Source organism: Kaistia sp. MMO-174 (genome assembly GCF_037147815.1).
GTDB lineage: Bacteria > Pseudomonadota > Alphaproteobacteria > Rhizobiales > Kaistiaceae > Kaistia > Kaistia nematophila.
Genome location: NZ_JBBCUO010000001.1, coordinates 68086 through 92241 on the forward strand (window position 1 = coordinate 68086; position 24156 = coordinate 92241).

The window sequence follows — 24156 nt, forward strand, 5'->3', positions numbered from 1 at the left end:
CGTTTCGGAAAGGCTTGGCAGGTCATGGACAGAATCCGCATTGTCGGTGGCGCGCGTCTGAACGGTTCGATCCCGATCTCCGGCGCCAAGAACGCCGCGCTGCCGCTGATGATCGCGAGCCTCCTGACCGACGAGACGCTGACGCTCGCCAATCTGCCGCGTCTCGCCGACGTCGCGCAGCTGAAGCGCATCCTCGGCAATCACGGCGTCGACATGACGGTCGCCGGCAAGCAACTCGGCGAGGCCGAGCTTTCCGGCGAGACCGTGCACCTGACCGCCCGCACCATCGTCGACACCACGGCGCCCTATGAGTTGGTCTCGGCCATGCGCGCGAGCTTCTGGGTCATCGGCCCGCTCCTGGCGCGCGAAGGTTTCGCCAAGGTCTCGCTGCCCGGCGGCTGCGCCATTGGCACGCGCCCCGTCGACCTCTTTCTCGAGGCGCTGCAGGCCATGGGCGCCGAGATCGACATCGAGGGCGGCTATGTCATCGCCCGCGCTCCGAACGGCCTGCAGGGCGCCCGCATCGTCTTCCCGAAGGTGACGGTCGGCGCGACCCATGTCACGCTGATGGCGGCGACGCTCGCCAAGGGCGAGACGATCATCGAGAACGCCGCGCGCGAGCCGGAAGTCGTCGATCTCGTGGAGTGCCTGATCAAGATGGGCGCCAGGATTACGGGCGCCGGCACGTCGACGATCCGCGTCGAGGGCGTCAGCCGTCTGAACGGCGCCCGCCATTCGGTCATGCCGGACCGCATCGAGGCGGGCACCTACGCCATGGCTGTAACGATGACCGGCGGCGACGTGCTGCTCGAAGGCGCGCGCGCCGACACGCTGACGCGGCCGATCGAGATCCTGCGCGAGGTCGGCGCCGAGATCACCGAGACCAATGAAGGCCTGCGCGTCTACCGCAACGGCGCCGACCTGCGTCCGGTCAACATCTCGACCGAGCCGTTCCCGGGCTTTCCGACCGACCTGCAGGCACAGCTGATGGCGCTGGTGACGCGGGCGGACGGCACCTCGGTGATCCGCGAGACGATCTTCGAGAATCGCTTCATGCATGTGCAGGAGCTCGCCCGCTTCGGCGCCGAGATCCATCTCGACGGCCAGAAGGCGACCGTCGTCGGCGTGCCGCGCCTGAAGGGCGCGCCGGTGATGGCGACGGATCTGCGCGCCTCGGTGTCGCTCGTCATCGCCGGACTTGCCGCGGAAGGCGAGACGATCGTCAACCGCGTCTATCATCTCGACCGCGGTTTCGAGCGCCTCGAGGACAAGCTGTCGCGCTGCGGCGCGACGATCGAGCGGATTTCCGGCTGATATCCGGCGCGAAATGACGTTCGGGAGCGTCGTGGCGCGATTCACCTGTTGCGATCGCGCCACACAGTTCCTACCTGTCGTTTTAAGTAAACAGGCCGACAGGTGTCCTCATGGATCAGCTTAAACTCGCCGCGTTCGACGCTGAAGACCTCGCCGTCGTATCCGCGCATGTACAGGACGCGGTGCTGAAGGTTGGCGACATCGCCTTCATTCCGAAGGAGAAGCGTTTTGCCGGCGTCATCAACCGCTTCGTCTGGGAAAAGCAGCCCGAAGCCGGTGCGCACAAGAAGAGCTGGGAGCGTCGTCGTTCCGGCTTCCATTTTGACCGTGTCCTTGCGGTCCGCTCTGTCGGCATAGACCGCAGCCGCCCCGACGCGGTTCTCGATCTTCTCGCCATCGCTTTCGAGCCGCGCGAAGAACCGGCCGGCACCATCACGCTCATCTTCGCTGGCGGCGGCGCCATCGCGCTCGATGTTGAATGCATCGAGGCGGCGGTGCGCGATCTCGGTCCGGCCTGGTCGACCCAGTGCTGCCCCGAGCACAGCCTCGACGAACAGTCCGCCTGAGCGGATCGCGCGTCCCGGTTCGCCCCGATGCGCCGGAACGCGCCTGCGGCCTTTCCCCTCCGCCCGAACCGCGCTAGAGACGTCGCTCTGATCTGAGGAGCCGACGTCTTGGCCATTCGCCTGTCCCACACCGATCCCGATTTCGAAACGCGCTTCCGCGCGCTACTCGCCGCCAAGCGCGAAGTGTCGGAAGACGTCGACGCCACGGTGCGCGGCATCCTCGCCGACGTGCGGGCGCGCGGCGACGCCGCCGTGCTCGACTACACGGCGCGCTTCGACCGGCTGCAGCTGGCGGCCGGCGCGCTGCGCGTCTCGGAGGCCGAGTTCGAGGCGGCCGAGAAGCTCGTCGACGAGAAGACCCGCGCCGCCCTCGTGCTGGCGCGCGACCGCATCCAGTCGCACCATGCCCGCCAGAAGCCGGTCGACGACCGCTATACCGATGCGCTCGGCGTCGAGCTCGGCTCGCGCTGGACGGCGATCGAGGCGGTCGGGCTCTATGTCCCGGGCGGTACTGCCTCTTACCCGAGCTCGGTGCTGATGAACGCGGTGCCGGCCAAGGTCGCGGGCGTCGATCGCCTCGTCATGGTGGTGCCGACCCCGGATGGCGTCATCAATCCGCTGGTTCTGGTGGCGGCGCGCCTTGCCGGCGTCGACGAGCTCTATCGCATCGGCGGCGCGCAGGCGGTGGCGGCGCTGGCCTTTGGCACGGACACTATCAAGCCCGTCTACAAGATCGTTGGCCCCGGCAATGCCTATGTCGCGGCGGCGAAGCGCCAGGTGTTCGGCACCGTCGGCATCGACATGATCGCCGGCCCGTCGGAGGTGCTGGTCATTGCCGATGGCGACAATGATCCGGACTGGATCGCCGCCGACCTGCTCGCCCAGGCCGAGCACGACACGGCGGCGCAGTCGATCCTGATGACCGACGATCCGAAGCTCGCCGATGCGGTCGAGGCCGCCGTCGAGCGTCAGCTGAAGACGCTGCCGCGCGGCGAGACCGCATCGGCGAGCTGGCGCGATTTCGGCGCCGTCATCGTCGTCGCCTCGCTCGACGACGCCGTGCCGCTTTCCGATCGCATGGCGCCCGAGCATTTGGAGATCGCCGTCGCCGATCCCGAGCCGCTGGTACGGAAGGTGCGCAATGCCGGCGCCATCTTCGTCGGCCGCACCACGCCGGAAGTGATCGGCGATTATGTCGGCGGTTCCAACCACGTCCTGCCGACGGCGCGCTCGGCGCGCTTCTCTTCCGGGCTTTCCGTGCTCGATTTCATGAAGCGCACCTCGATCCTGCGCACCGGCGCCGAGCAGCTTCGCGTCCTCGGCCCGGCGGCGATCGCGCTCGCCGAAGCCGAAGGCCTCGGCGCGCATGCGCGCTCGGTGGCGATCCGGCTCAATCTGTAGCAGGATCGATCGCCGATCGATGAACGCGGAACCCGACATGGCCAATGCCTCCGAGCCCGAGATCGCTGGCAAGCTGGTTGCCGTCGATCTCGACGGCGCGACGCTCGGGCGCGTCTCGGCCGATGTCGACCATGAGCGTAAGATCGCCATCTATGATCTGGTCGAAGATAATCGCTTCACCCTGCCGGACTACCCGGCCGGCGGCTATCGGCTCCATCTCGCCATTCGCGAGAACCGGCTCGTCTTCGACGTTCGCGACGAGAACGACGCGCCACTGATCCTGCATGCCCTGTCGCTGACGCCGCTCCGCAAGATCGTCCGCGACTATTTCCTGATCTGCGACAGCTATTACGCTGCCATCCGCACGGCGACGCCGAGCCAGATCGAGACGATCGACATGGGCCGGCGCGGCGTGCACGACGACGGCTCGCGCCTGCTGATGCAGCGGCTCGCTGGCAAGATCCTGGTCGATTTCGAGACGGCGCGGCGGCTGTTCACGCTGGTCTGCGCCCTGCACTGGAAAGGCTGAGCTTGGCCGCCGCCGACGCTCCGGGTGTGTTCGAGCCCCGCGATGCGCGGCCCCCGACCTCGGTTCTTTTCATGTGCGGCATGAACGCGATCCGCTCGCCGATGGCGGCGGCGATCGCCGCCCAGCTCTTTCCGCGCCTCTATGTCGCCTCCGCCGGCGTCCGCAAGGGCGAGGTGGATCCGTTCGTCGCCGTGGTGATGGAGGAGAGCGGCCTCGACCTCACAAGGCACCGGCCGCATACCATCGAGGAGCTCGAGGACACCAATTTCGATCTCGTCGTGACGCTATCGCCGCAGGCGCACCACCGCGCGCTGGAGCTGACGCGCACCATGGCGGTGACGGTGGAGTACTGGCCGATGCCGGATCCGACGCTGGTCGACGGTACCCGCGAGCAGCGGCTCGACGCCTATCGTGACGTGCGCGACCAGTTGCGCCGGCGCATCAAGGATCGCTTCGGCTGGGCGCCGCTGCCGAGCGGGTAGGGCCGGGTTCCGGCGATCTGTTTCCTTGCCCCGGCAATTCGGCTAGGGTCCCGCCGCTCTGCCGAAAGCCGCGCCCTCGCGCGGCGCCATCAGCAACATCGACCGGACGGAAGAATGACAGGCACCGCCAAACTCCTGCTTGCATCGGGCAGCCCGCGACGGCTGCAACTCCTCGCCCAGGCAGGATTGGAGCCGGACAGCCTTCTGCCCACTTCCGTCGATGAGAGCCCGCTGAAGAACGAGCTGCCGCGCAGCCTTGCCAAGCGGCTCGCCCGCAGCAAGGCCGACGCGGCGCGCGCCATGGCGGTGCGCACGCCGGAGTTCGCCGACAGCTACATTCTCGCCGCCGATACGGTGGTGGCGGTCGGCCGCCGCATCCTGCCGAAGGCCGAGTTCCACGACCAGGCAGCCGAATGCATCCGTCTGCTCTCCGGCCGCTCCCACCGCGTCTACACGGCGGTCTGCTTGCTGACGCCAAAGGGCTCCGTCCGCCAGCGCCTGGTCGAGAGCAAGGTACGCTTCAAGCGTCTTGGCCGGCAGGAGATCGACACCTATCTCGGATCCGGAGAATGGCGCGACAAGGCGGGCGGCTACGCGATCCAGGGCCTTGCCGGAACCTTCGTCGTCAAGCTGGTCGGCTCCTATTCCTCCGTGGTCGGCTTGCCGCTCTACGAGACGATCGCGATGCTCGACGGGGAAGGCTTTCCCGTCCGCAAGGGTTGGCTCGGGCCAGCCTGAGGAAGGACAGACCGATGACTGAGTCCAAGAAGCCGGCAACCGGGACGCCGGCCGCGCCGCAGAGCGCGGAGATCCTGCCGTTGCGCGCGCCGCGGCGCTGCGCCAATTGCGGCAAGGAGACGGTGCGCGCCTTCTATCCCTTCTGCTCGAAACGCTGCAAGGACATCGACCTGCATCGCTGGCTGTCTGGCGCCTACGCGATTCCGGTGGTCGAGCGCGATGCCGGCGACGACGAGGACGAGTAAGCCGGCGCCATGCTTCCGGCGGCCCGCGTCAGCCCGGTTTTCGATCCGCAATGCGGGTTGTTCACAGGCTGCATTCTTCCTGCGTCGGCCTCTGGACAGGCTAGGGGCCGTCGCCTATAAGGCACCTGTCTTCGCGATTGAGACGCCCTTGCGGCGCCGGTCGCCGGCGCCCGGATAGCTCAGTTGGTAGAGCAGCGGATTGAAAATCCGCGTGTCGGTGGTTCGAATCCGCCTCCGGGCACCATTTCCCTTTGAAATCGATGGGTTGGATCGGAATTTCCCGAGCTGGAATTTCCAGCTATTCCGACGTCTTGTTCATCCCCACCACGGCGTTTTCGGCGAGGCGGCGCTGGCGCACGCCCTTCGTGTAGCGGTCGATCTCCTTGTATGTGGTTTGGCCGGCGATCGACATGATGTCGGCATCGGGGCAGTCGATTTCTGCAAGACGCGCGGTGGCCGCCTTTCGAAGTCCATGGGCACGGCAATCCTCAAGCCCGGCCTCGTCGCACCGCTTCCTCGCCAATGTGGGAGTGGCATGGACAAGCTGGCAGCCCACATCGCGCAGGCGCTTTAGCCAGTTCGGTAGCGGCTCCATCCGTGCTGGACGACTGGCGCCGGTTCTGTCCAGGTCCCACACCCGCTGCCCTTGGCGGCGGCTCGGCAAGGCTGGCGGCAGTTCTGCTGCGCTGCACCCGGAGGGCGCAAACCACCGCACTATTGCGTTTGTTACCACGAACACTGCGTAAGCTTACGCATCGAGCGCTGGGTTTCGCTCTATATCTGCCTCAGGTGGCGAGCATCTCCATGACGCCCGGACGCTTGAAACCTCCCGACGACCGCTCCGGGTCGCTGGAATAGGGGCGGAGCGGGGTTGGGGAGCCGCGACCGCCTGGGTTTATCTTCCGGCAAGGAGATCTACATGAAGACTGCATTGGTTCTCGTACTCTGCACGCTGGCGCTTGCGGCCTGCCAGAGCAACCAATCCTCCTCCGGCGGTGGCGGACTCTCGAAGTGCGTCTCGACCGGTGCTGGCGGCACAACGGACGTGATCTGTCCCTGACGCCTGCTTCGGCCTGTTTCCGGTGGCAGCATGGGAGGGGCGCCACCCGCAGGAGGCCGACGAAGCCGCAAATGCGCTGCGATCCCGAGGTGAACGACAGGTGAGCTGGAGTTCAACATGGCAACCGAGGAGGAGGCAGGCGCGGGGCCGGACGGCATAGAGGCCGCCATCCGCCACTTCCCGACGCAGGCAGACGACATCAAGGCGCTGGCGCGCGAAAGCGAGCTCTTCAGGGACATTTGTGACGAACTGGCCGAAGCCGAGGTCGCGCTATGGACAGTGGATCGCCTCGATGTCGCGCTGCGCGCCGAACGCCGGCTCGAGTGGCTTGGCTTTGTTCGCTGGGCCTTGAAAGAGATCGATAGCGAACTGCGCCACGCGCGGATCGCGTCTTTCAGTCGGACCAACCGGTCCGACTGCTGAAGCGGCTGCGCCGCACCAACGGCAAGCAAGGAGAACGAGCATGAAGCGAGACCTACTATCGGTTGCGGCGCTGCTTTGCGCACTGGCAGCCGCACCGGAGGCTCTGGCGCAGGACGCGATCCAGGCGCCGGCGCAGAAGCCGATCGGCGGCAGCGCCAAGACGCAGATCGAGCCGTCGCTGATCGTCATGAACGCCGCCGGAGCCAAGCTGGAGGGCAGCAAGCTGACCTTGATCGGCGCAGCGCCCAACGCGATCATCTTCGCCGACCGCCCGGTGCGCGCCGCCGGCCATGCGCTGACCGCCCACCTGCTCGAGGAATGGGCCACCGGATCGGACAGCTTCGCCAAGGATCCGCCGAACGCCACCGTCTCGGTATTCGACGAGGACGGCTCCAAGGTCAAGGACGCCGTGGTGACGCTCCTCTCCCCGAAGGCCGATGGCGCCAACATCGTCTTCGACGTTGCCGTGCTGGAAGGGGACCTCGGCAACGCGGCCGGTCCGGCCTCGGTGTTCATCGACATCATCGGTATGCCGCTGACGCCGCTGTCCTTTGCTGGCGTAGCGCGGCGGACGGCCTATCGCGGCGCGTTCTACGCCGGCGCCGCGGCAGGCGCCGCCTACCGCTATCCGCCGGCATACGCGCCGTACCCAGTCTATCCGCCCTATCCCTATTACCCGCCCTATCGTCCCTACTGATTGAAGGAGCCACGATCATGGATATCACACGCCGCACCGCGACCCTGCTGGGCGCCGGTCTGCTCGGATCCGCGGCGATCTCGCCCGCCTTCGCACTGGACGGCCCGCTCTCCGACGTCATCGCCGGCCGTGAGGACTTCTGGACGGGCGTCGACGCCTACATCTATGGTTATCCGCTGGTGACGATGGAGATGACGCGTCGCGTCGTCACGAACGTGGTGGAGGCCAAGGGTACGCGCGCCCCGATGGGCCATCTCATCAAGCTCCGGCAATATCCGGATGCCTCGTTCACCGACGTGACGGCGCCAAATGCGGACACGCTCTACACGACGGCGTTCGTCGACGTCGGCGCGGAGCCCTGGGTGTTCGAATTCCCGGATATGGGCGATCGGTACTTCCTGTTTCCGATGCTCGACGGCTGGACCAACGTCTTCCAGGTACCGGGCTCGCGCACGACCGGCGAGAAGGGGCTGACCTTCGCCATCACCGGCCCCGGCTGGTCCGGCACGCTGCCGGACGGCGTGGTCGAGTACAAGTCACCGACCAACATCGTCTGGCTGCTCGGCCGCATCTATTGCGAGGGGACGCCGGAGGACTATGCCGCCGTCCACAAGATCCAGGACGCCTGCAAGCTGCAGCCGCTTTCGACCTGGGGCAAGCCGTACACGCCGCCGGCCGGAAAGGTGGATCCGTCGATCGACATGAAGACGGCGGTGCGCGAGCAGGTCAACAGCATGTCCGCCACGGAGTATTTCACGCTCCTGTGCGAGCTCATGAAGACCAACCCGCCTTCTGCCGCCGATGCGCCCGCAGTCGAGAAGTTCGCCTCCATCGGCATCGTGCCGGGGCAGGATTTCGACAAGTCGAAGTTCGACCCGCTCTTCGAGAAGCGGCTGCCGGATCTCGCTTTTGACCGGGTGATGCTGCACTTCAAGTTCAGCGACGGCGACGTGCAGAGCGTCAATGGCTGGGGCTTCACCACCAAGACCGGGCTCTACGGCACCAACTACATCCAGCGTGCCCTGGTCACGGCGATCGGCCTCGGCGCCAACCGCCCGCAGGACGCGGTCTATCCGACCTCGCTCAAGGGCGGCGGCGGCATGATCTCGCGCAGCTACAATGGCAGCGAGGACTATGTCGTGAAGTTCAAGAAGGGCCAGCTGCCGCCCGTGAAGGGCTTCTGGTCCATTACGATGTACAATGAGAAGTACTTCTTCGTCGAAAATCCGATCAACCGCTATTCGATCAGCGCGCGACAGGATCTCAAGGCCAATGCCGATGGCTCCGTCGATATCCTTATCCAGCACAAGTCGCCGGGCAAGGACAAGGAGGCCAACTGGCTGCCGGCCCCTAAGGACAAGTTCTACCTGATGATGCGCCTCTACTGGCCGGACGAGAACGATCCGTCGATCCTGAACGGCAGCTGGATCATTCCGCCGGTCGTGAAGAGCTGACGTCGGCAAACCATCGGAGAGCAGGAAATGATCCGATCCCTTCTCATGGCCGGTGTCATGCTGGCGCTCGGCGCTCCAGCGGCCATGGCCCAGACGGCGACGCCGTTGCTCGCCTATGCCGACGAGAACGGCTTTCTGGATGTGCAGGCGCTGACCTGTGCCCAGCTTGCCGGGACCTACCAGCAGGACGCCGATGCGCTGACCGCCTGGTATAGCGGCTGGTACAACGGCCTCGCCAAGAAGCACTTCTACGATGTCAAGAAGAGCAAGGAGGCCGAGCATGAGGTCATCGTCTACTGCAAGGCGCATCTCGACAAGAAGATCATCGACGCGATCGCCGTCGTCTTCAAGGATGAGCGCGCCAAGCTCGGCATCGACATGAACTGACTCTACCGGCGGGCGCCCCCGAAATGTCGCGGGCGCCCGCCGACCCTCCTTCTGCTGGAAAAGCCATGGACTCCCCCACTCTGTCCCATCTGTCGCAGGTCATGCTGCACGCCACGGCGCCCGCCTTCCTGCTCGGCGCGACGGCGTCGTTCGTGGGCCTGCTGGTCGGACGGTTCAACGTTCTCATCGACCGCAGCCGGTCGATCCACGGCATTTCCGACGACGACGAGCTTCGCAAGGTGCTCAAATCGGACATTCCGAGGTTACGGTCTCGCGTCCGGCTGCTGCATCGGGCGATCTCGCTGGCGATCGCCAGTTCGCTCTGCACCACGCTGCTGATCGTCTGGAGCTTCGCGGCCGCGTTTCTCGACCAGGATCACCAGGTCGGCGCGGCCCTGTTCTTCATCGTTGCCATGGCCCTGTTCGTTGGCGCCTTGCTCTTCCTCGCCCGTGAAATCTCGATCGGCCTGAACGACATCGACCACCTGCCGTGATCGGCGCCTTGCCGTCGCAATCAGCCGGGTGTGCCAAGACGAGCGTCAACGGCACCGTGATCTGGAGCCGCGGCGGCGTCTGCCACCAGCCCTATCAGGGGCGCCATGTCGTGGTCTGCATCGACTGAGCAAGGGGCCGGGTAGCTCGACATCGCGCAGGCCACTTGCCTGGCATGCGACTTCGGGATCCGGCTTGATCAGCGTGCATTTCGGCTGCGGCGAGGGCGCGAACGCAGCTGCGATTGGGACGGAGCACCTCACCCCTCGGCCCTTGCCGCCGCGCAATAGCGTGAATGCACCCGCATCCAGAGCGGTGAGACAATGGCCACGTTTCCCAATGCAATATAGCAGCACGCTTGGCGCACCTACAGACTGCTCTCTTTTTGGCGCCTTCCCGGCCGGCGCAATTTAAACCCGCCAAATTGTAGATTTGGCGGGGCCGCTTCATTCCCGCTCGGCCCGCGATGATGTAACTATGGGTTGCGTGCTGCACCGCCTGGAGAACAGCGATCGCGATGCGGAGTTGGTTTGCTTCGTCGGACAAAGGGCTGGCTGACGCATCAGCTGATCTCGGGCCCCACGCTCCGACCGATGTCGAGATACCACCGGAGGCAATTCGGGATGCGCTTGCCCGAATTCTCAAAGGCGAGACATTCGACGCGCCCTCCCGGTCCCGTCGCTTTCTCAGCTATGTCGTCGAAGAGACGCTGGCCGGGCGGGCCGACCGGATCAAGGCCTTCTCCATCGCTACGGACGTGTTCGGCCGGGGCGCGGATTTCGACTCGCACGCCGATCCGATCGTGCGGCTGGAGGCCGTCCGCCTGCGTCGCGCGATGGAGCAGTATTACGAGAGGGCCGGGACCAACGACCCGGTCGTGATCTCGATCCCCAAGGGCGGGTATGTTCCTGCGTTTGCCTGGCAAGTGCTCGTCCCTCCGGTCGAAGCTCTTGAGACCGACCGGCGGCCGCGATGGATTGCTGGCCTGGTAGCTGTGGTCTGCGTAGGGCTGACTGTGTCGCTGGCGCTCCTGCTCGAGGCCGCTGGCTGGTCGCCATGGCCAAGGGCGATCTCGACGCCAGCCGTGCCGCGCCTGCTGGTTCGACCGATCGACGACGTGTCCTCCTCGCCGGCCGCGTCCGCCCTTGCCAACGGACTGACCCCGGAAATCCTCGGCCAGATGGCGAAATTCCGCGACATCGTTACCGTGGAAGGCGAGCGCGACAATCCCAATGCGCACGGCGCGCGCTATGTCCTGCTGGGCGGCGTCAGTCTGGCAGGAAGCAGACTACGTCTCCAGGCCCGGCTGCTCGATGCAGAAGATGCCAGCGTCCTCTGGGCACACACCTACGATGTGAACTACGACCCTAGGCAGCGGATTGCACTCGAAGAGCAGTTGGCACGGGAAATTGCCACCGAACTCGGCCAGCCCTACGGGGTGATATACAAGGCCGATGCGGGACGCAGCGGGTCGGACACGAGCGGGGACTGGGAATCCTATTCCTGCACGCTTTCCTACTTTATCTACCGTGCCAATCTCGACGCTCGCTCCCACCCGCGCGTCCGCCAGTGTCTGGAGAAGACGGTGGCACGCTTCCCGGACTATGCCACCGCCTGGGCTCTTCTCGCCCAGACCTATCTCGATGAGCTCCGTTTTCGGTTTCCGGTCGAGGCCGCGACGGCACCAGCTTCTCTCGAAAAGGCTACCGCCGCCGCCAAGCGCGCCGTCGAGCTTGACCCTCGAAACGTCCGCGCCCTGCAAGCCAAGATGCTGGCTCTTTATTTCGACGGGCAGGTAGAATCGGCGCTGGCCATTGGCGAACAGGCGATGGCCACCAACCCGAACGACACCGAACTAATGGGGGAATACGGACTTCGGGTGGCGGATTCCGGCCAGTGGTCGCGTGGCTGCGCCCTCGTGGCGCAGGCACGCGAGCGCAATCCAGGGCCGCTTGGCTATTATGAAGTGATCCTGTCCATCTGCTCCTACATCGAGCGGGACTACGCCGCCGCGACGATGTGGATCCGGCGGGCGGCCGTCGTGGACAATCCTGCCTATCATCTCATCGCAGCGGCGGTCTTTGCCGAGGCCGCCTATCCGGTCGATGCCGAAGCCGAACGGAAATGGCTGATGGCCCATGCGCCAGAGTTCGTAACGAATGTCCGGACCTGGGTGGGGCTGCGCAACGTTCCGGAAGTGGATCGCAATCGTTTCTTGACGTCCCTGAGCAAGGCTGGATTGCAATTTTGAACTCAGGGGCAGCGTCCGATGATCATCCTTCCCCACGATGCGGCGGGCGCCGCCTCACCGCATCTCGATGCCAATCGCTCGTTCATCACCGTCGAGAAGGGTGAGCGCGAACCGTGAGGGACGTGCTTGTGATGATGACCCGCCCGGCTGAGCATGTAGCCACCCGGGAAGGGGATGACGCGACAGGGCTGCGTGGGGCCAGCACGGCGGTCCCGCGTTAGCCGGGCAGGCTTGGAAGAAGGCAGGCATGGTATTGCCGCCGGTGGGCGTCCATGGCGGCGCAGCGCGGCGCCATGGATCTTTTCGGATACCGCCGGCTCCCGCCGCGCCCTACTGCGGCGCCAGTGATTCCAGCTGTTTCAGGCGATTGAGCGCCGCTTCCTGCCGCAACAGCCCGTAATTGATGCCGCTCGCGTTCAGCGAGCTGCCTTCCTGGTAGGGGAACTCCGTGAAGTCGGCGAAGAACTCCTTGATCTTCCCCTGCACCGGCACCAGCAGCCACATGTTGCGCGCCAGGAATTCGGTGGCGCCGCCGCCTTCCTTCATGCCCCGTTCATAGGGATCCATGCGGAGATTGGCGATATTTGCCCAGGCCGGGACCTCGCGCGTCGCGGTGGCGATGTTGCCTTCGCTCGAGACCGCGAAGGAGAGCTTCCAGTCGTTCCAGCGCAGCGCGTTCAGATTGCCACCCTGGTCGAAGTAGAACATCGTATCGCGCGGCGGCTCCTTCGCTTCGCCCTTCAGCAGTTCGGTCAGGTCGTAGCCGTCGAGATGGACCTTGAACGTCTTCGAACCGGCCTGGAAGCCCTTCTTCATCTGCTCCTTGATGTCGGGAATGCCGGCGGCGGCAGCAAACGTCGGCATCCAGTCGATCAGCGCCACGGGGTCGTTGATCTGCGTGCCGGGCTTCACGACGCCCGGCCAGCGCACCATCATCGGGATGCGGAAACCGCCTTCCCATGTCGTGCCCTTCTCGCCGTGGAACATCGTCATGGCGCCATCGGGCCACAGCGCGATCTCGGCGCCGTTGTCGGTCGTGTAGACGACGATGGTGTCCTCGGTGATGCCGAGATCGTCGAGCTGCTTCAGCAGTTCGCCGACCATGCCGTCATGCTCGACCATGCCGTCGGCATGGATGCCCTTGCCGGTCTTGCCGAGCGATTCCTTCTTCAGATGCGTGAAGACGTGCATGCGGGTGGCGTTGAACCAGACGAAGAACGGCTTGTCGGCCTTGTGCTGGCGGTCGATGAAGTCCTTCGCAGCGGTCAGGAACTCCTCGTCGACGGTCTCCATGCGCTTGGTGTTGAGCGGGCCCGTGTCCTCGATCTTGCCATCGGCGAAGGAATGGATGACGCCGCGCGGACCGAACTTCTTCCGGAATTCCGGATCCTTCGGGTAGAAGTAGCCCTCCGGCTCCTCCTCGGCGTTGAGGTGGTAGAGGTTGCCGAAGAACTCGTCGAAGCCGTGATTGGTCGGCAGGTGCTGGTCCTGGTCGCCGAGATGGTTCTTGCCAAACTGGCCGGTGGCATAGCCCTTGGTCTTCAGCACGTCGGCGATCGTCGGCATCCAGTCCTGGATGCCGTGCGGATCGCCCGGCATGCCGATGGTGAGCAGGCCGGTGCGGAACGGCTCCTGGCCGAGGATGAAGGAGGCGCGGCCGGCGGTGCAGCTCTGCTGGCCGTAGGAATCGGTGAAGATCGCGCCTTCGCTGGCGATCCGGTCGATGTTCGGCGTGCGGTAGCCCATCAGGCCCATCGTGTAGGCGCTGATTTGCGGAATGCCGATGTCATCGCCAAAGATGACGAGGATGTTCGGCATCTTGCCGGACGGGGCCGGCGCGTCCTGCGCGCGCGCCGCGGCCGGCATGGCGGTCGCCGCGGCGCCGGCGGCGAGCGCCGAGGTTGCGATCAGCGCCGTCGTTCCGGTCAATAGCGACCGCCTGCTGACGCCGTGGTCGGTCTGGTCGGGGGCAATCGGTCGATCGGTCATGTCATTCTCCCGGTGTGGCTGAGGAAAGAGGACATCTCCCTGTGCGGGTCTCCTCGCGGGCCGCTTGGCGGGTCCTTCGAAGGATATCGCTCGGTCAGGAATCGGGCGGGGGCGTTCGGGATGGGATGAGGCTGTCGCAGGGCGCGCCAGGGCGTAACGCATGCCGGCCGCGAGGGGCGGCGGCCGGGGAAGAGTACGATGCAGGCTGCTTCGTCATCACGAATTCTCCGGCGGATGGCGGAGCGGGTGTGATCTGCGGCAACGAAAAGCAAGGCCCCGGCCGAAGGTCGGGGAGAGGTAGAATTCTGGAGTGGACGCTAGGTCAGTCCGGAGGCAAATCTGTCCGCTTACTGCTTTCGAGTCAATTCCGTTTCGTAACCGTCTGAATTGATCGGCAGTCCTGTCGTGAGCGGATTGTTTGCCGGGATGGATTGCTTGGGCTACCGGAATATCGGCTTTCCGGTCTGTCGTATTCGCAGGCAGGGTTGCGCCGATCAATATTTCTTGAAACGGCAATGTTTGCGATGTCGGGGTTTCCACTCGGGCAGGTCACGCAAGGCGGCTCCAAGGAAAACGCCCCGGAGCTTGCGGCTCCGGGGCGTTTCACATCCAGGTTTCAGAGGCGGCGAGCGCCCTAGAAGTTATGGCTGGCCTTCAGGCCGAAGGCGTTCTCGGTCGAGGTCTGACCGAAATTGCCGTCGTAGAAGGCGCGGACGGTGTTGCCGTTCTCGAACAGGACGTCGACGCCGGCCGAGGTGTTCCACAGCAGCCGGTCGCTGCTGCTGGTGATCGTGAAGTCGCCGGCATCGGGCGTGACGGTCGCGAAACGTGCCGTCAGGTCGTAGCTGTCGTTGGAGAACACGGTGACGCCACCCCGGACATAGGGGCGGATCATCGTGCCGCCGGTCGTCACCACCTGCCCGCCGACCTCGATGGACGGCGCCGCGCTGAAGACGGTGCGCGAGACGCTGTCGACCGACATAGCCGCGACGCCGCCCGTCTCGGTGAACGCCGACTGGTAGAGATAGGTGGCGTTGCCTTCGATCTGCGGACGGACATAGACCTTGTCGTTGCCGAAGTCGTAGGCGGCGCGCAGGCGGCCGTTCAGCGAGCCGGCTTCCGGCTTGCTGGTCAGGTCGTTGTAGAAGTCGCCGAAGGCGACGAAGCGCTCGGAATCGTACCAGCCATAGCTGCCGGACGCCGAGGCGGCGAGCGTCAGCGGACCCGGCACGTACTTCAGCACCACGCCGCCTTCGACCTGCTTGCCGTCGCTGGTCGAGCCGTCGGCACCGTTGGACTTGGACGTGCTGGCCGCGAAGGCGAAGCCCAGGCGGTAGTTGTCCTTGACGGCATATTGCGCGCCGCCGGCGAGTTCCCAGGTGTCGCGGGTGAAGCCGGACGTGTCGAAGGTGCTGTCGCGGTCGAAGGTGCGGTAGCCGATGCGGCCCCAGGCGCATTCGCCTTCGGCATTGAACACATAGGCGCCGTCCCGGACCTTACAGCTCATCAGGCTGTTGGCGAAGCCGAGCGAGTTGTAGGTGGCCATCAGCTGTTCGTTCAGATGATCGGCCGGCGTCAGCTGGTTGTAGGCTTCGTTGACCGCCTCGATCGAGGTGAGGTTCAGCAGCGACAACGCGATCGGATCGAGCGCGCCGACATTGCCGATCACCTGGTTCAGGTAGCTGCCGAAGGCGCGCCCGTTCTCGTTCAGTCCGTCGACGAGATACTCGTAGCCCGCAACCGTCAGGTCGAGGTGGTCTTCATTGACGTTGTCGATGGCGTACTGGACCAGCGGGTTGGAGACCAGCAGCGCGCTGGTGGTCACCGTGTCGGCCGTCAGCACCGTGAAGGTCTGGTCGAACTGGCCGAGCGAGGTGAAGTGCAGGCCGAGCGTGCCTGAAAGGCTCGCGGTGCCCGAGACGTCCAGCCGGTCGGCCGTCGAGCCGGCGAGGTCGATGTCGAGCAGCAGCGTGCCGGTGGAGCCGTTGACGAATGAGCCGGTGAGCGCGGTCGTTGCGACCTGGCCCACTTGGCCGACCGAGACGCTGCCATCGTTCGTCAGCGTGTTGCCGGCGCCAAGATGGACGGTATCGCCCATGTTGAAGACGCCGTCCTCGCCGTTGAGGAAGCTGTTCGACCAGTCGCTGAGCACGACATTGCCGGTGATCGTGCCATTGTTGACGATCGACGTATTGTTGTCGTTCGCTAGGATGGCGAGGCCGTTGATGCCGTCGGCGCTGTCGATCGTGCCGGCGTTGACGAGGCTGTTTTCGTAGCCGCCGTCGAAATGCACGGCCGCGAAGCCGGCGCCGCCGGTCACCCGGCCGCCGTCGACCGTCACCGACTGGTCGCCATAGCTGACGAGGTGGATGGCGTCCTGGTGGGCGGAGATGTCGCCGTCGACGGTGACATCGATGTCGGCATTGGCGGTTTCCGCGTAAATGCCGTCATAGTTGGCCGCCGTGATATCGCCGGTATGCTCGATCGTGATCGCGCCGTCATCGCTGCTGTTGACGGCGTTGATGCCATACCCGTCGGCGAGGATGTCGCCGGTGCTGGTGATGGTGATGGCGCCGAGGGCCGAGGTGGCGATGATGCCGCTGCCCTTGTTGGCGGTGACATTGCCCGTCTGGGTGACCTGGACCGCGGTGAGGCCCTCGTTCTTGGCGACGATGCCGTCCAGATCGGCGAGGATCGCGCCATTGCCGATGACCGTCACGGCGCCGGTCGTCGACGAGGCGACGATGCCGGTGCCCGTGTTGGAGGTGATGGCGCCGGCGGTCACGCTCACCGAGGCGTCGCCTTCGTTGGTCGCGACGATGCCGTCGAGTTCGGCGATCAGCGAACCGATCGTGGTCACCTTCACCTCGCCCGTGGAGGAGGAGGCGACGATGCCGGTGCCCGTGTTGGAGGTGAGGCTGCCGTCCTGGTAGACCGTGACCTTGCCCGAGCCGATATTGGTGGCGTCGATGCCGTCGAGTTCGGCGGTCAGGGTTCCCGTGTTCGACACCGACAGCTCGCCATTTGCGGAGCTCACGACGATGCCGGTACCCTTGTAGGCCGTGAGGTTGCCGACCTGCGTGACCGAGATCTTGGCGTTGCCCTCGTTGGTCGCGACGATGCCGTCGACATCGGCAGTGAGAACGCCCTCGCTCGTCACGGCGATCTCGCCGTCGGTCGACGAGGCGATGATGCCCGTGCCCTTGTAGGCGGTGATGTTGCCGCTGCGCTCGATGGTGATCTTGCCGTAGCCCTCATTGCCCGTGACGATGCCGTTCAGCTCGGCGGTGATGTCGCCTTCGCCGGTGACGTTCACCGCGCCGGTGGCGGACCAGGCGCTGATGCCCGACTTCGAATAGGAGGTCAGGGCGCCGTTCTGCTCGACCGAAACCGCGCTGTTGCCGAGGCTGCTGGCCTTGATGCCTTCCAGCTGGCTGGTCACGGCGCCGTTGTTGGTCACCTTGACGATGCCGGTCGCCGACGAGGCCAGGATGCCGGCGCCGTCATAGGAGGTGACGCCGGCGCTGGTGATCTCGACCTTCTGGCCGCTCAGGTTCGTGGCGGTGATGCCGTCGAGCTTGGCGGTGACGGCTCCCGTCGAAACCGTGACGGCGCCGGTAGGCGTGTAGGCGTCGATGCCCTTGCCGGCGTTGGAGAGGACGGTGCCGGTCTGGTCGACGGTGACGTCGCCCGAGCCGGTCTTGGCATGGATGCCGGTGGTCTTGCTTTCGATCGCGCCGGACGAGGTGATCGAGACGTTGCCGGAGCCGGAGCTCGCCCAGATGCCGGCGCCATTGGAGGCGGTGATCGCCCCGGTCTGGTCGATCGTGTTGCCATAGCTCGAGGTCGACTTGATGCCGTCCTGGTAGGCGGTGATCGTGCCGGAATTGGTGATCGAGGCGCTGCTGCCCGTGGCGTCGACCACGATGCCCGAGCCGCTCCACGATTCGATCGCGCCCGACGTGCGGTCGATGGTGACGCCGCCGCTGGCCGTCATCGAGATCGCGTCGCCCTTCGACGTGATGCTGCCGGCGCCGGTCAGGGTTGCCGTGCTGGCGCCCGACGTGGCGAGGATGCCCTTGCCGTTATAGGCGGTCACGTCGCCCGTCTGCGTGATACTGACGGAGCTGCCGCCCGACTTGGCGGTGACGGCATCCAGCTCGGCCGTGACCGTGCCGGTCTTGGTGATCTGGACGCTGCCATTGCCGGAGGCGGCGTAGATGCCCTTGCCTTCATAGGACGTCAGCGCGCCCGTCTGGCTGACGGTGACGGATGCGCTGCCGCTTTCGGCATAGATGCCGAAGCCCTGCGCTTCCAGCGTGCCGGTGTTGGTGACCGAGACCGTGCTGTTCGGCGCCTTGGCGACGATGCCGTCGCCGTCGCGGGCGGTGAGCGTGCCGCCGAAGTGCTCGACGATGACGTTGGATTCGCTGCTGTTGGCGTAGATGCCGGTGCCGCCGGCATCGACGGCGCCGTTCACCGAGACGTCGACCGTGCCGAGCGCGTCGGCATAGACGCCATAGCCCTCGTCCGCGGTCACGCTGCCGGTCTGGTCGAGCGTAAGCCCGTAACCGGAGGCATGGCCCTCGAGATGGATGGCGTCGACCTTGCCGCGCACGTCGCCGGTGACGGTCGCGGTGACCTCGCCATTGGCCGTTGCGTAGATGCCGTGCTGGCCGTCGCCCTCGACGTCGCCGGTATGGGTGAGCTCGACGTCGCCGCTCTCATAGCTCTGCAGGACGATGCCGCCGCCGGCCGCCAGGATGTCGCCATTCGTGATCGACGTGATCCCGCCATTGGTCGAGGCGGTGATGCCGTCGCCGCCGGTGGAGGTGACGTCGCCGGTGACGTCGATCGAGATCGCGCCGTCCGTCGTGCTGTGCAGCTTGACGGCGTCGAGGCCGCCCGAAATGTTGCCATGCGCCGTCAGCGTGATGGCGCCGTCCGTCTCGGCCCAGACGCCGAAGCCGTCGGTCGAGCTGACATTGCCGGAGTGGTCGATCGCGATCGCGCCGACGTCCACGTCTTCGTAGCTCTGCGCCTTGATGCCGTCCGCGCCTTCGCCGCTGACGACGATCTCGTGCGTCCCGGTGTTGCTGTTGATCGTCACCGCGCCGTTCGAGATGAAGCGGATGCCCGAATTGCCGTCGTCCCAGGTGATGTCGGCGTCGGGTTCCGTCAGGTTGAGCGTGTGGACTTCGCTCGTCTCGTCGATGCTGATCGGGTCCGGCAGGGCGCCGCTGCAGGTCATCGTCCCGTCGTCGGTCGTGCATGCGGCGAAGGCCGGCGCGCCCATGGCGAGAAGGATCGCACCCGCGGCCGAACCGCCGAGCAGCGCCCGGCGCCATGCCGCCGTCGAGCGTTGCGTGGCGGCGCGTTGCGGCAAGCCCGGTCCCGTCGAACGGAACGGAGCTGCCAATCGGCCGCTTCCTCCTACTTCTGCAAAATCTGACACGTCGTCCCCCGGCTTTTCATAATCTCTGGAAATTGGATGGCACCGGCGTAGGGCGCGCCGCGCCCCTCCGGCTCAGTCGTGCCGCGCGAAGCGGCGAGGCTTCCGCCTCCAGTCCGTCTCGAAATCCTGCCCTGCGGGATCGCGGTCATGGGCGCGCTCCCCGCAATTGCTCGACGAGCAGGCCCAGCGCCGCGTCCCTTTCGGCGGCGGTCGCGCGCGCCGTGCGGGGTTGGGCGATCGCGCGCGGGCGCGTCTCGGCCGTCGCCGTGCTGTTGCTCTGGCTGGCGATGGCGCCGCCGATGAAATCGTCCTGCGACAGCTTCGGCGCCACGTTCATCGGCGCCAGCATGATCAGCGCGAACAGGGCGGGCGCCGCGAAGATGCGCGCCGGGCGCAGGCCAAGCCAGCCGAGGCCGTGCACCGCGCGCGCCATGCTGCCGGCAGCCGCGTTCGATGCGGCCGCAAGGCGCGTCCTGATCGCCAGCGCCAGGTCTGCGAGGCCGTTGCGGAAGCCGATCAGGCGATGCAGGCCGTAGCCATAGAGCGTGACGTTGACGGCCGGCACGATGGCGCCGAGATAGTCTCCGGCGATCAGGCCATCGGCGACGTAGCGCAGCATCAGCGCCAGCATGAAGCTGTTGAACAGGAAGCAGTAGGGCGGGATGAAGGTGCGGTCGGCGACCTTTGGCGTGCGCGAGAAGCTGCCCTTCCGCCCGGTGATCATCTGGCGGATCGAGGCGAGGATGCCGGCGAAGGTGACCGGCAGCAGCATCAGATTGAGCGCGCAGACGGCGAACAGGTCCCGGAAGCGATAGCCGAGCCGGCGCAGGTCGCTGCCGTAGAGCAGGAAATAGGGCAGCATCACCAGCGGCGTCCAGACCAGCGCCCGTCCGTCCGCGCTGGCCCAGATCATCAGCGCGAACACCGCTGCATTGCCGATCAGCGGCGACAGCAGGTAGTTGGTGCGCAGCACCAGCTCGGGAATTCGGCGCATCCGGCCGCGATTGCCGAGATATTGCCGCAGCAGCATCGGGAAGATGATCAGTCCGCCATTGCTCCAGCGCTTGCGCTGGATCGCGAGGGCGCCGAAATCGGCCGGGGTGGCGCTGTAGGCGAGCGGGGCGAAGTAGTTGTGCACCGTCCAGCCTGCCTCGAGCAGGTCGATGGTCGAGCCGGTGTCCTCGATCACCGTCTCGTCCTGGATGAAGACCTTGCAGGTCTTGCCGGCCTCCTGCTGCTCGCGGGCGATCTGCTGCAGCGCCGTGGTGCGGATTAGCGCATTGGCGCCGACCCAGTAGGACGCGTTGAAGAAGGTCGCGCCCTGGTGGATGAGGTACTGGATGTCGGTGGTGGCGCCGGCGATGCGCTCGACCGGCGTCAGGCCCTTCGGGAAGGTCAGGTAGGGGGTCTGCGCGACGCCGGCCTTCTGATTCTGGTTCAGAAGGTGGACGAGCTGCAGCATGTAGTCGCCGAGGATGACGCTGTCGGCGTCGAGCGTCAGCACGAAGTCGGCGCCCGGGATCTCGATCGGATCGCGCGAGCCGGCCGCTGCCGGCTCCAGCGCCACGCCGCCGCCGGCGCGGCGCATCGCATAGCGTCCGCCCATCATGCCGATATAGGCGTTGAGGTTCATCGCCTTGTTCGGCGCGTGCGAGAGATTGGCGAAGGTCTTGCGCTGGAAGCTGCTGATGTCGGTGCAGAACAGGTCGGCGAGGATATCGTATTCGCGGTCGATCATCTCGACCGGCAGCAGCGCGTCCGACAGTTCGGCGGCCCGCGCCCGGTAGTGGCGGGCGAGATCCAGAACGATGCGGTCGATAAAGAAGCGGTCGACATGCCGGAAGGCGGGGCTGATCTCGGCCTCGAACGAGCGCGCAAGCCGCTCCAGCCATCCCGCGACATAGTCATAGCTGCGCTTCAGCCGCCAGGTTTCGGTCGCGAGATTGACGCCGCCAGCGGCCTGGCGTCGATGCCAGGCCTTCGCCTCGTTGCGCAGCGCGCCCATCGGTGCGTCGAGCAGGGCATGCACCTCGTCGACCGCCGACAGCGTCGCCTCCACCGAGGCGTCGTCGCCCGGCGGATCGTCGACGAGCAGGACGAGCCTGCGGTTCGAATAGCGCGCCAGCGCCGCCGACAGCATCGTCATGATGATGACGCGCCGTTCCTCGCGATAGCTCGGGATCAGCACGGCGACGCTCGGTGCGTCGGGCCGGAGTAGATAGGCGACCTCGCTCTCGGCGAAGGCGCGGTGGCGCTGCGCTCGCCTGGCCGCACCATACCGGCTCAGCTGGTAGGACAGGCTGCAATAGAAGAGTCCGAGCAGCAGGCCGCAATAGAGCGTCCGGTCGACCCAGTGCATGTCGTCGATGACGTACAGAAAAATCGTCAGCCCGCCGACGGCGCCGAGCGAGCATGCCATGACGACGAGCACGAAGAACGGCTCGAGCGCCCCGGCACGGGCTGCGGTCGTCGACCAGGAAGCGGGCAGGCGCGGCATCGGCATTGCGGCGGTTTCGGCAAGTCTCGAGAAGCAGGGTGTCGGGCTGGCGACGACGCACCGAGGCGCGGAGCAGCTCAGGCGGTCGAGGCGGGTCGATACGGGCTGGACCCCGAAGGCGGGTGCCCGCGCAGCACGCGCGCGGTGTCGGGCGGGCGCGGCCGCGATGCGGCGGCGATCCTCCGTCGCATGTCCTTGCTGTTCGGTAATGCGGAATAGTCGAATTCGGGCGAGGTGAGGTAATCGGTGATGCTAAGGCGGCCAGACAATGACTCCGCCAGCAAGTCCGCCGCTTTGCGCGCGGCTATTTCGCTACACCCGTCCTGCAACTTGGCGCCCCCCGGCGTGCCAATATTTCAGACTCTTAATTAGCCATAGCAAAACAGTACGATGGCTTAGATGGTTCAATAACTTAATAAGAATCTACTGACCGAAGACTGCGTACACGCCCGTTCCACATTACGCAACGGACCTCCCTGCGGTTGCAGGCGGCTGTGATGAAATTGCCACGAAATTTGGTTGATTTTCCCCAGCGACGAGCGCTTGTCAGCATGACGGAACGGAGGCTACCAATGTCGCGATCCGCAGGGGGCAGGATGAATTCGCGCCATCGCGGTTGAAAGAAACGATCTCGTTCCGGCCAAGGCAGGCTCCGGCGCGGCGGATCGATACCAGGGGGCTCGGTTCACGGAATGCGTTTCAACAAGCTCGGATATCGCGCGGCGCTGCGCGCTTTCGCCGGCGGTCTGGTCATCGCGGCCTCGATCGTCGGTGCCAGGGCCGGCCTCATCGAGGAAGGCGACAAGGCGCTGGCGGCGCAGAATTATGAACGTGCCATGGCGCTCTATCGGCAGGCGGCCGACAAGGGTGACGTGTGGGGCCAGGTCAATCTCGGCAAGATGTACGAGAACGGCTCCGGCGTTCCGCAGAACCAGAAACTGGCGGCGAGTTGGTACGCCAAAGCGGCCGATCGCGGCAATGACTGGGCGCAGAACAGCCTCGGCTCGCTCTACGAGAACGGGACCGGCGTGCCGAAGGACGTCGCAAAGGCGGTGGCGCTCTACAGGAAGTCGGCCGCGAAGGGTAATAACTGGGCGCTATACAATCTGGCGCGCTGCCAGGCCGAGGGTATCGGCATGGCGGCCAATGCCTCGGATTCGCTGAAGAATTATCGCAAGGCGGCCGAGCTCGGCAATTCCTGGGCGCAGTATGCGCTGGCCGAGAAATACGCGACCGGCGCTGGCGTGGCGCCCAGCTATCCGATGGCGATCGGCTGGTACAAGAAATCGGCGGACCAGGGCAATGCCTGGAGCCAGTTCAAGCTCGGCGAATACTATGCGAAGGGTGTCGGCGTCGTGCAGAGCGATGCGACGGCTGCGAAATACTACAAGCTTTCGGCCGAGCAGGGGAACCATCTGGCGCAGGCGAGCTATGGCCTGGCCCTGGAGACCGGCAAGGGCTTGAAGCGCTGGAACAAGAAAGAGGCCGCGCGCTACTACAAGCTCGCGCTGGCCAATCCCGGCGCGCCCGATTGGGTCAAGCAGCGTCTGGCGGCGCTGGGCGGCGCGCCGTAGCGGAGGCGTCGCGACAGGCAAGTCGAGGCCGCCGCCCGCCGGCGCGGGGGCGGTGTCGTTTCACGCGGGCCGGGCGGCGCGCCTTGTCAAAGCGACTGGGGCTGCGCCGGCCAGGTCCCGGAGCGACCCCGATGCTACGCGCGGCCTCTCAGCCATGCGCCGCCGAAGCCGCCTGAAGCCGGGTCAACTCGCGCTTGTAGGCGGCGTCCGCGGTCGCCTGGCTGATCTTGCCCTGGTCAACCTGCATCGCCAGCGACAGCCGCAGGCCCTGCTGTCGCCGCAGCAGCTCCCGGTCGGGGAACTCGGACGCGAACTGGTTTTCCGCGGCGTTGATGCAGCGCGCCCGCTCGGCTCGTGTCTTGAGGGTGTGGTTGTCATAGCTGGTCTGGCAGGCCTGGTAGGCCTGCTGCAGTCCCGAGCTCGGCCCGGTTGCGGGGCCGGTCGCGGTATGGGTTGTGCTGCAACCCGCGACAAAACCGAGCAACGCCAGAATTGCCATGCGCATTTCGATCGCCTCCCGTTTTGCGCAGCATCTCGCAGCTTTGCGCGCGAGTCGAGTATCGTTTCCGTAACGTAAAGGTGATCGACAAGGCGCAGCTTCT

The 24156-nt window shown here is 65.8% G+C and carries 19 protein-coding genes and 1 tRNA gene; 15 read left to right on the top strand and 5 right to left on the bottom strand.

Features of this window, described 5'->3' with window-relative positions:
• Positions 1-24: 24 nt before the first annotated feature.
• The 8 genes from murA to WFK98_RS00320 all read left to right on the top strand — a co-directional run bounded on the left by murA (position 25) and on the right by WFK98_RS00320 (position 5519).
• On the top strand, positions 25-1314 hold the full coding sequence (gene murA / locus WFK98_RS00285) for a UDP-N-acetylglucosamine 1-carboxyvinyltransferase (protein ID WP_336798896.1): 1290 nt from the start codon (positions 25-27) through the stop codon (positions 1312-1314).
• A 110-nt stretch (positions 1315-1424) separates the two neighbouring features.
• Entirely contained in the window at positions 1425-1880 is a 456-nt protein-coding gene (locus WFK98_RS00290; protein WP_336798897.1) for a DUF2948 family protein, read from the top strand.
• A gap of 108 nt (positions 1881-1988) precedes the next feature.
• Entirely contained in the window at positions 1989-3281 is a 1293-nt protein-coding gene (gene hisD / locus WFK98_RS00295; protein WP_336798898.1) for a histidinol dehydrogenase, read from the top strand.
• A 37-nt stretch (positions 3282-3318) separates the two neighbouring features.
• On the top strand, positions 3319-3810 hold the full coding sequence (locus WFK98_RS00300) for a UPF0262 family protein (RefSeq protein WP_266340688.1): 492 nt from the start codon (positions 3319-3321) through the stop codon (positions 3808-3810).
• A 2-nt stretch (positions 3811-3812) separates the two neighbouring features.
• Complete coding sequence (locus tag WFK98_RS00305; protein ID WP_266340687.1) at positions 3813-4292, top strand: arsenate-mycothiol transferase ArsC; 480 nt, start codon at positions 3813-3815, stop codon at positions 4290-4292.
• Positions 4293-4406: 114 nt separating this feature from the next.
• Positions 4407-5030 carry a Maf-like protein gene (locus WFK98_RS00310; RefSeq protein ID WP_336798899.1) on the top strand — a complete coding sequence of 208 codons (624 nt, stop codon included), beginning with the start codon at positions 4407-4409 and terminating at the stop codon, positions 5028-5030.
• A gap of 14 nt (positions 5031-5044) precedes the next feature.
• On the top strand, positions 5045-5275 hold the full coding sequence (yacG, locus tag WFK98_RS00315) for a DNA gyrase inhibitor YacG (protein ID WP_266340685.1): 231 nt from the start codon (positions 5045-5047) through the stop codon (positions 5273-5275).
• Between the two features lie 168 nt (positions 5276-5443).
• A tRNA-Phe gene (locus WFK98_RS00320) sits at positions 5444-5519 on the top strand.
• 54 nt (positions 5520-5573) lie between these two features.
• Here WFK98_RS00320 and WFK98_RS00325 read toward each other — a convergent pair.
• A complete protein-coding gene (locus WFK98_RS00325; RefSeq protein ID WP_336798900.1) occupies positions 5574-5912 on the bottom strand; it encodes a hypothetical protein in 339 nt (112 codons plus the stop codon).
• A gap of 540 nt (positions 5913-6452) precedes the next feature.
• Here WFK98_RS00325 and WFK98_RS00330 point away from each other — a divergent pair.
• The 6 genes from WFK98_RS00330 (at position 6453) to WFK98_RS00355 (ending at position 12039) form a co-directional block, all read left to right on the top strand.
• The gene (locus WFK98_RS00330) at positions 6453-6758 is read left to right on the top strand and encodes a hypothetical protein (RefSeq protein WP_266340682.1); all 306 of its coding nucleotides are present in this window, start codon (positions 6453-6455) and stop codon (positions 6756-6758) included.
• A gap of 40 nt (positions 6759-6798) precedes the next feature.
• Positions 6799-7455, top strand: a complete 657-nt coding sequence (locus tag WFK98_RS00335) for a hypothetical protein (RefSeq protein ID WP_266340681.1) — start codon at positions 6799-6801, stop codon at positions 7453-7455.
• A gap of 17 nt (positions 7456-7472) precedes the next feature.
• Complete coding sequence (locus WFK98_RS00340; protein ID WP_336798901.1) at positions 7473-8909, top strand: DUF1254 domain-containing protein; 1437 nt, start codon at positions 7473-7475, stop codon at positions 8907-8909.
• A gap of 27 nt (positions 8910-8936) precedes the next feature.
• A complete protein-coding gene (locus WFK98_RS00345) occupies positions 8937-9296 on the top strand; it encodes an HdeA/HdeB family chaperone (RefSeq protein WP_336798902.1) in 360 nt (119 codons plus the stop codon).
• A gap of 65 nt (positions 9297-9361) precedes the next feature.
• A complete protein-coding gene (locus WFK98_RS00350; protein ID WP_266340678.1) occupies positions 9362-9790 on the top strand; it encodes a DUF2721 domain-containing protein in 429 nt (142 codons plus the stop codon).
• Positions 9791-10305: 515 nt separating this feature from the next.
• Positions 10306-12039, top strand: a complete 1734-nt coding sequence (locus WFK98_RS00355) for a hypothetical protein (protein ID WP_336798903.1) — start codon at positions 10306-10308, stop codon at positions 12037-12039.
• A gap of 330 nt (positions 12040-12369) precedes the next feature.
• Here the strand turns inward: WFK98_RS00355 and WFK98_RS00360 are convergent, their stop codons facing one another.
• The 3 genes from WFK98_RS00360 to WFK98_RS00370 all read right to left on the bottom strand — a co-directional run bounded on the left by WFK98_RS00360 (position 12370) and on the right by WFK98_RS00370 (position 21986).
• A complete protein-coding gene (locus WFK98_RS00360; protein WP_336798904.1) occupies positions 12370-14028 on the bottom strand; it encodes an arylsulfatase in 1659 nt (552 codons plus the stop codon).
• Positions 14029-14662: 634 nt separating this feature from the next.
• A complete protein-coding gene (locus tag WFK98_RS00365; RefSeq protein ID WP_336798905.1) occupies positions 14663-19447 on the bottom strand; it encodes an autotransporter domain-containing protein in 4785 nt (1594 codons plus the stop codon).
• Between the two features lie 181 nt (positions 19448-19628).
• On the bottom strand, positions 19629-21986 hold the full coding sequence (locus WFK98_RS00370) for a glycosyltransferase family 2 protein (RefSeq protein WP_336798906.1): 2358 nt from the start codon (positions 21984-21986) through the stop codon (positions 19629-19631).
• Positions 21987-22672: 686 nt separating this feature from the next.
• Between WFK98_RS00370 and WFK98_RS00375 the strand changes: the two genes are divergently transcribed.
• On the top strand, positions 22673-23554 hold the full coding sequence (locus WFK98_RS00375; protein ID WP_336798907.1) for a tetratricopeptide repeat protein: 882 nt from the start codon (positions 22673-22675) through the stop codon (positions 23552-23554).
• Positions 23555-23702: 148 nt separating this feature from the next.
• Here the strand turns inward: WFK98_RS00375 and WFK98_RS00380 are convergent, their stop codons facing one another.
• Complete coding sequence (locus tag WFK98_RS00380) at positions 23703-24059, bottom strand: hypothetical protein (RefSeq protein ID WP_336798908.1); 357 nt, start codon at positions 24057-24059, stop codon at positions 23703-23705.
• Positions 24060-24156 lie beyond the last annotated feature (97 nt).

Bases quoted from the DNA above. Each gene is read 5' to 3' on its own strand.
- murA (WP_336798896.1), top strand. From the start codon at position 25: ATGGACAGAATCCGCATTGTCGGTGGCGCGCGTCTGAACGGTTCGATC.
- WFK98_RS00290 (WP_336798897.1), top strand. From the start codon at position 1,425: ATGGATCAGCTTAAACTCGCCGCGTTCGACGCTGAAGACCTCGCCGTC.
- WFK98_RS00300 (WP_266340688.1), top strand. From the start codon at position 3,319: ATGGCCAATGCCTCCGAGCCCGAGATCGCTGGCAAGCTGGTTGCCGTC.
- WFK98_RS00310 (WP_336798899.1), top strand. From the start codon at position 4,407: ATGACAGGCACCGCCAAACTCCTGCTTGCATCGGGCAGCCCGCGACGG.
- yacG (WP_266340685.1), top strand. From the start codon at position 5,045: ATGACTGAGTCCAAGAAGCCGGCAACCGGGACGCCGGCCGCGCCGCAG.
- WFK98_RS00330 (WP_266340682.1), top strand. From the start codon at position 6,453: ATGGCAACCGAGGAGGAGGCAGGCGCGGGGCCGGACGGCATAGAGGCC.
- WFK98_RS00335 (WP_266340681.1), top strand. From the start codon at position 6,799: ATGAAGCGAGACCTACTATCGGTTGCGGCGCTGCTTTGCGCACTGGCA.
- WFK98_RS00340 (WP_336798901.1), top strand. From the start codon at position 7,473: ATGGATATCACACGCCGCACCGCGACCCTGCTGGGCGCCGGTCTGCTC.
- WFK98_RS00345 (WP_336798902.1), top strand. From the start codon at position 8,937: ATGATCCGATCCCTTCTCATGGCCGGTGTCATGCTGGCGCTCGGCGCT.
- WFK98_RS00350 (WP_266340678.1), top strand. From the start codon at position 9,362: ATGGACTCCCCCACTCTGTCCCATCTGTCGCAGGTCATGCTGCACGCC.
- WFK98_RS00355 (WP_336798903.1), top strand. From the start codon at position 10,306: ATGCGGAGTTGGTTTGCTTCGTCGGACAAAGGGCTGGCTGACGCATCA.
- WFK98_RS00360 (WP_336798904.1), bottom strand. From the start codon at position 14,028: ATGACCGATCGACCGATTGCCCCCGACCAGACCGACCACGGCGTCAGC.
- WFK98_RS00370 (WP_336798906.1), bottom strand. From the start codon at position 21,986: ATGCCGATGCCGCGCCTGCCCGCTTCCTGGTCGACGACCGCAGCCCGT.
- WFK98_RS00375 (WP_336798907.1), top strand. From the start codon at position 22,673: ATGCGTTTCAACAAGCTCGGATATCGCGCGGCGCTGCGCGCTTTCGCC.
- WFK98_RS00380 (WP_336798908.1), bottom strand. From the start codon at position 24,059: ATGCGCATGGCAATTCTGGCGTTGCTCGGTTTTGTCGCGGGTTGCAGC.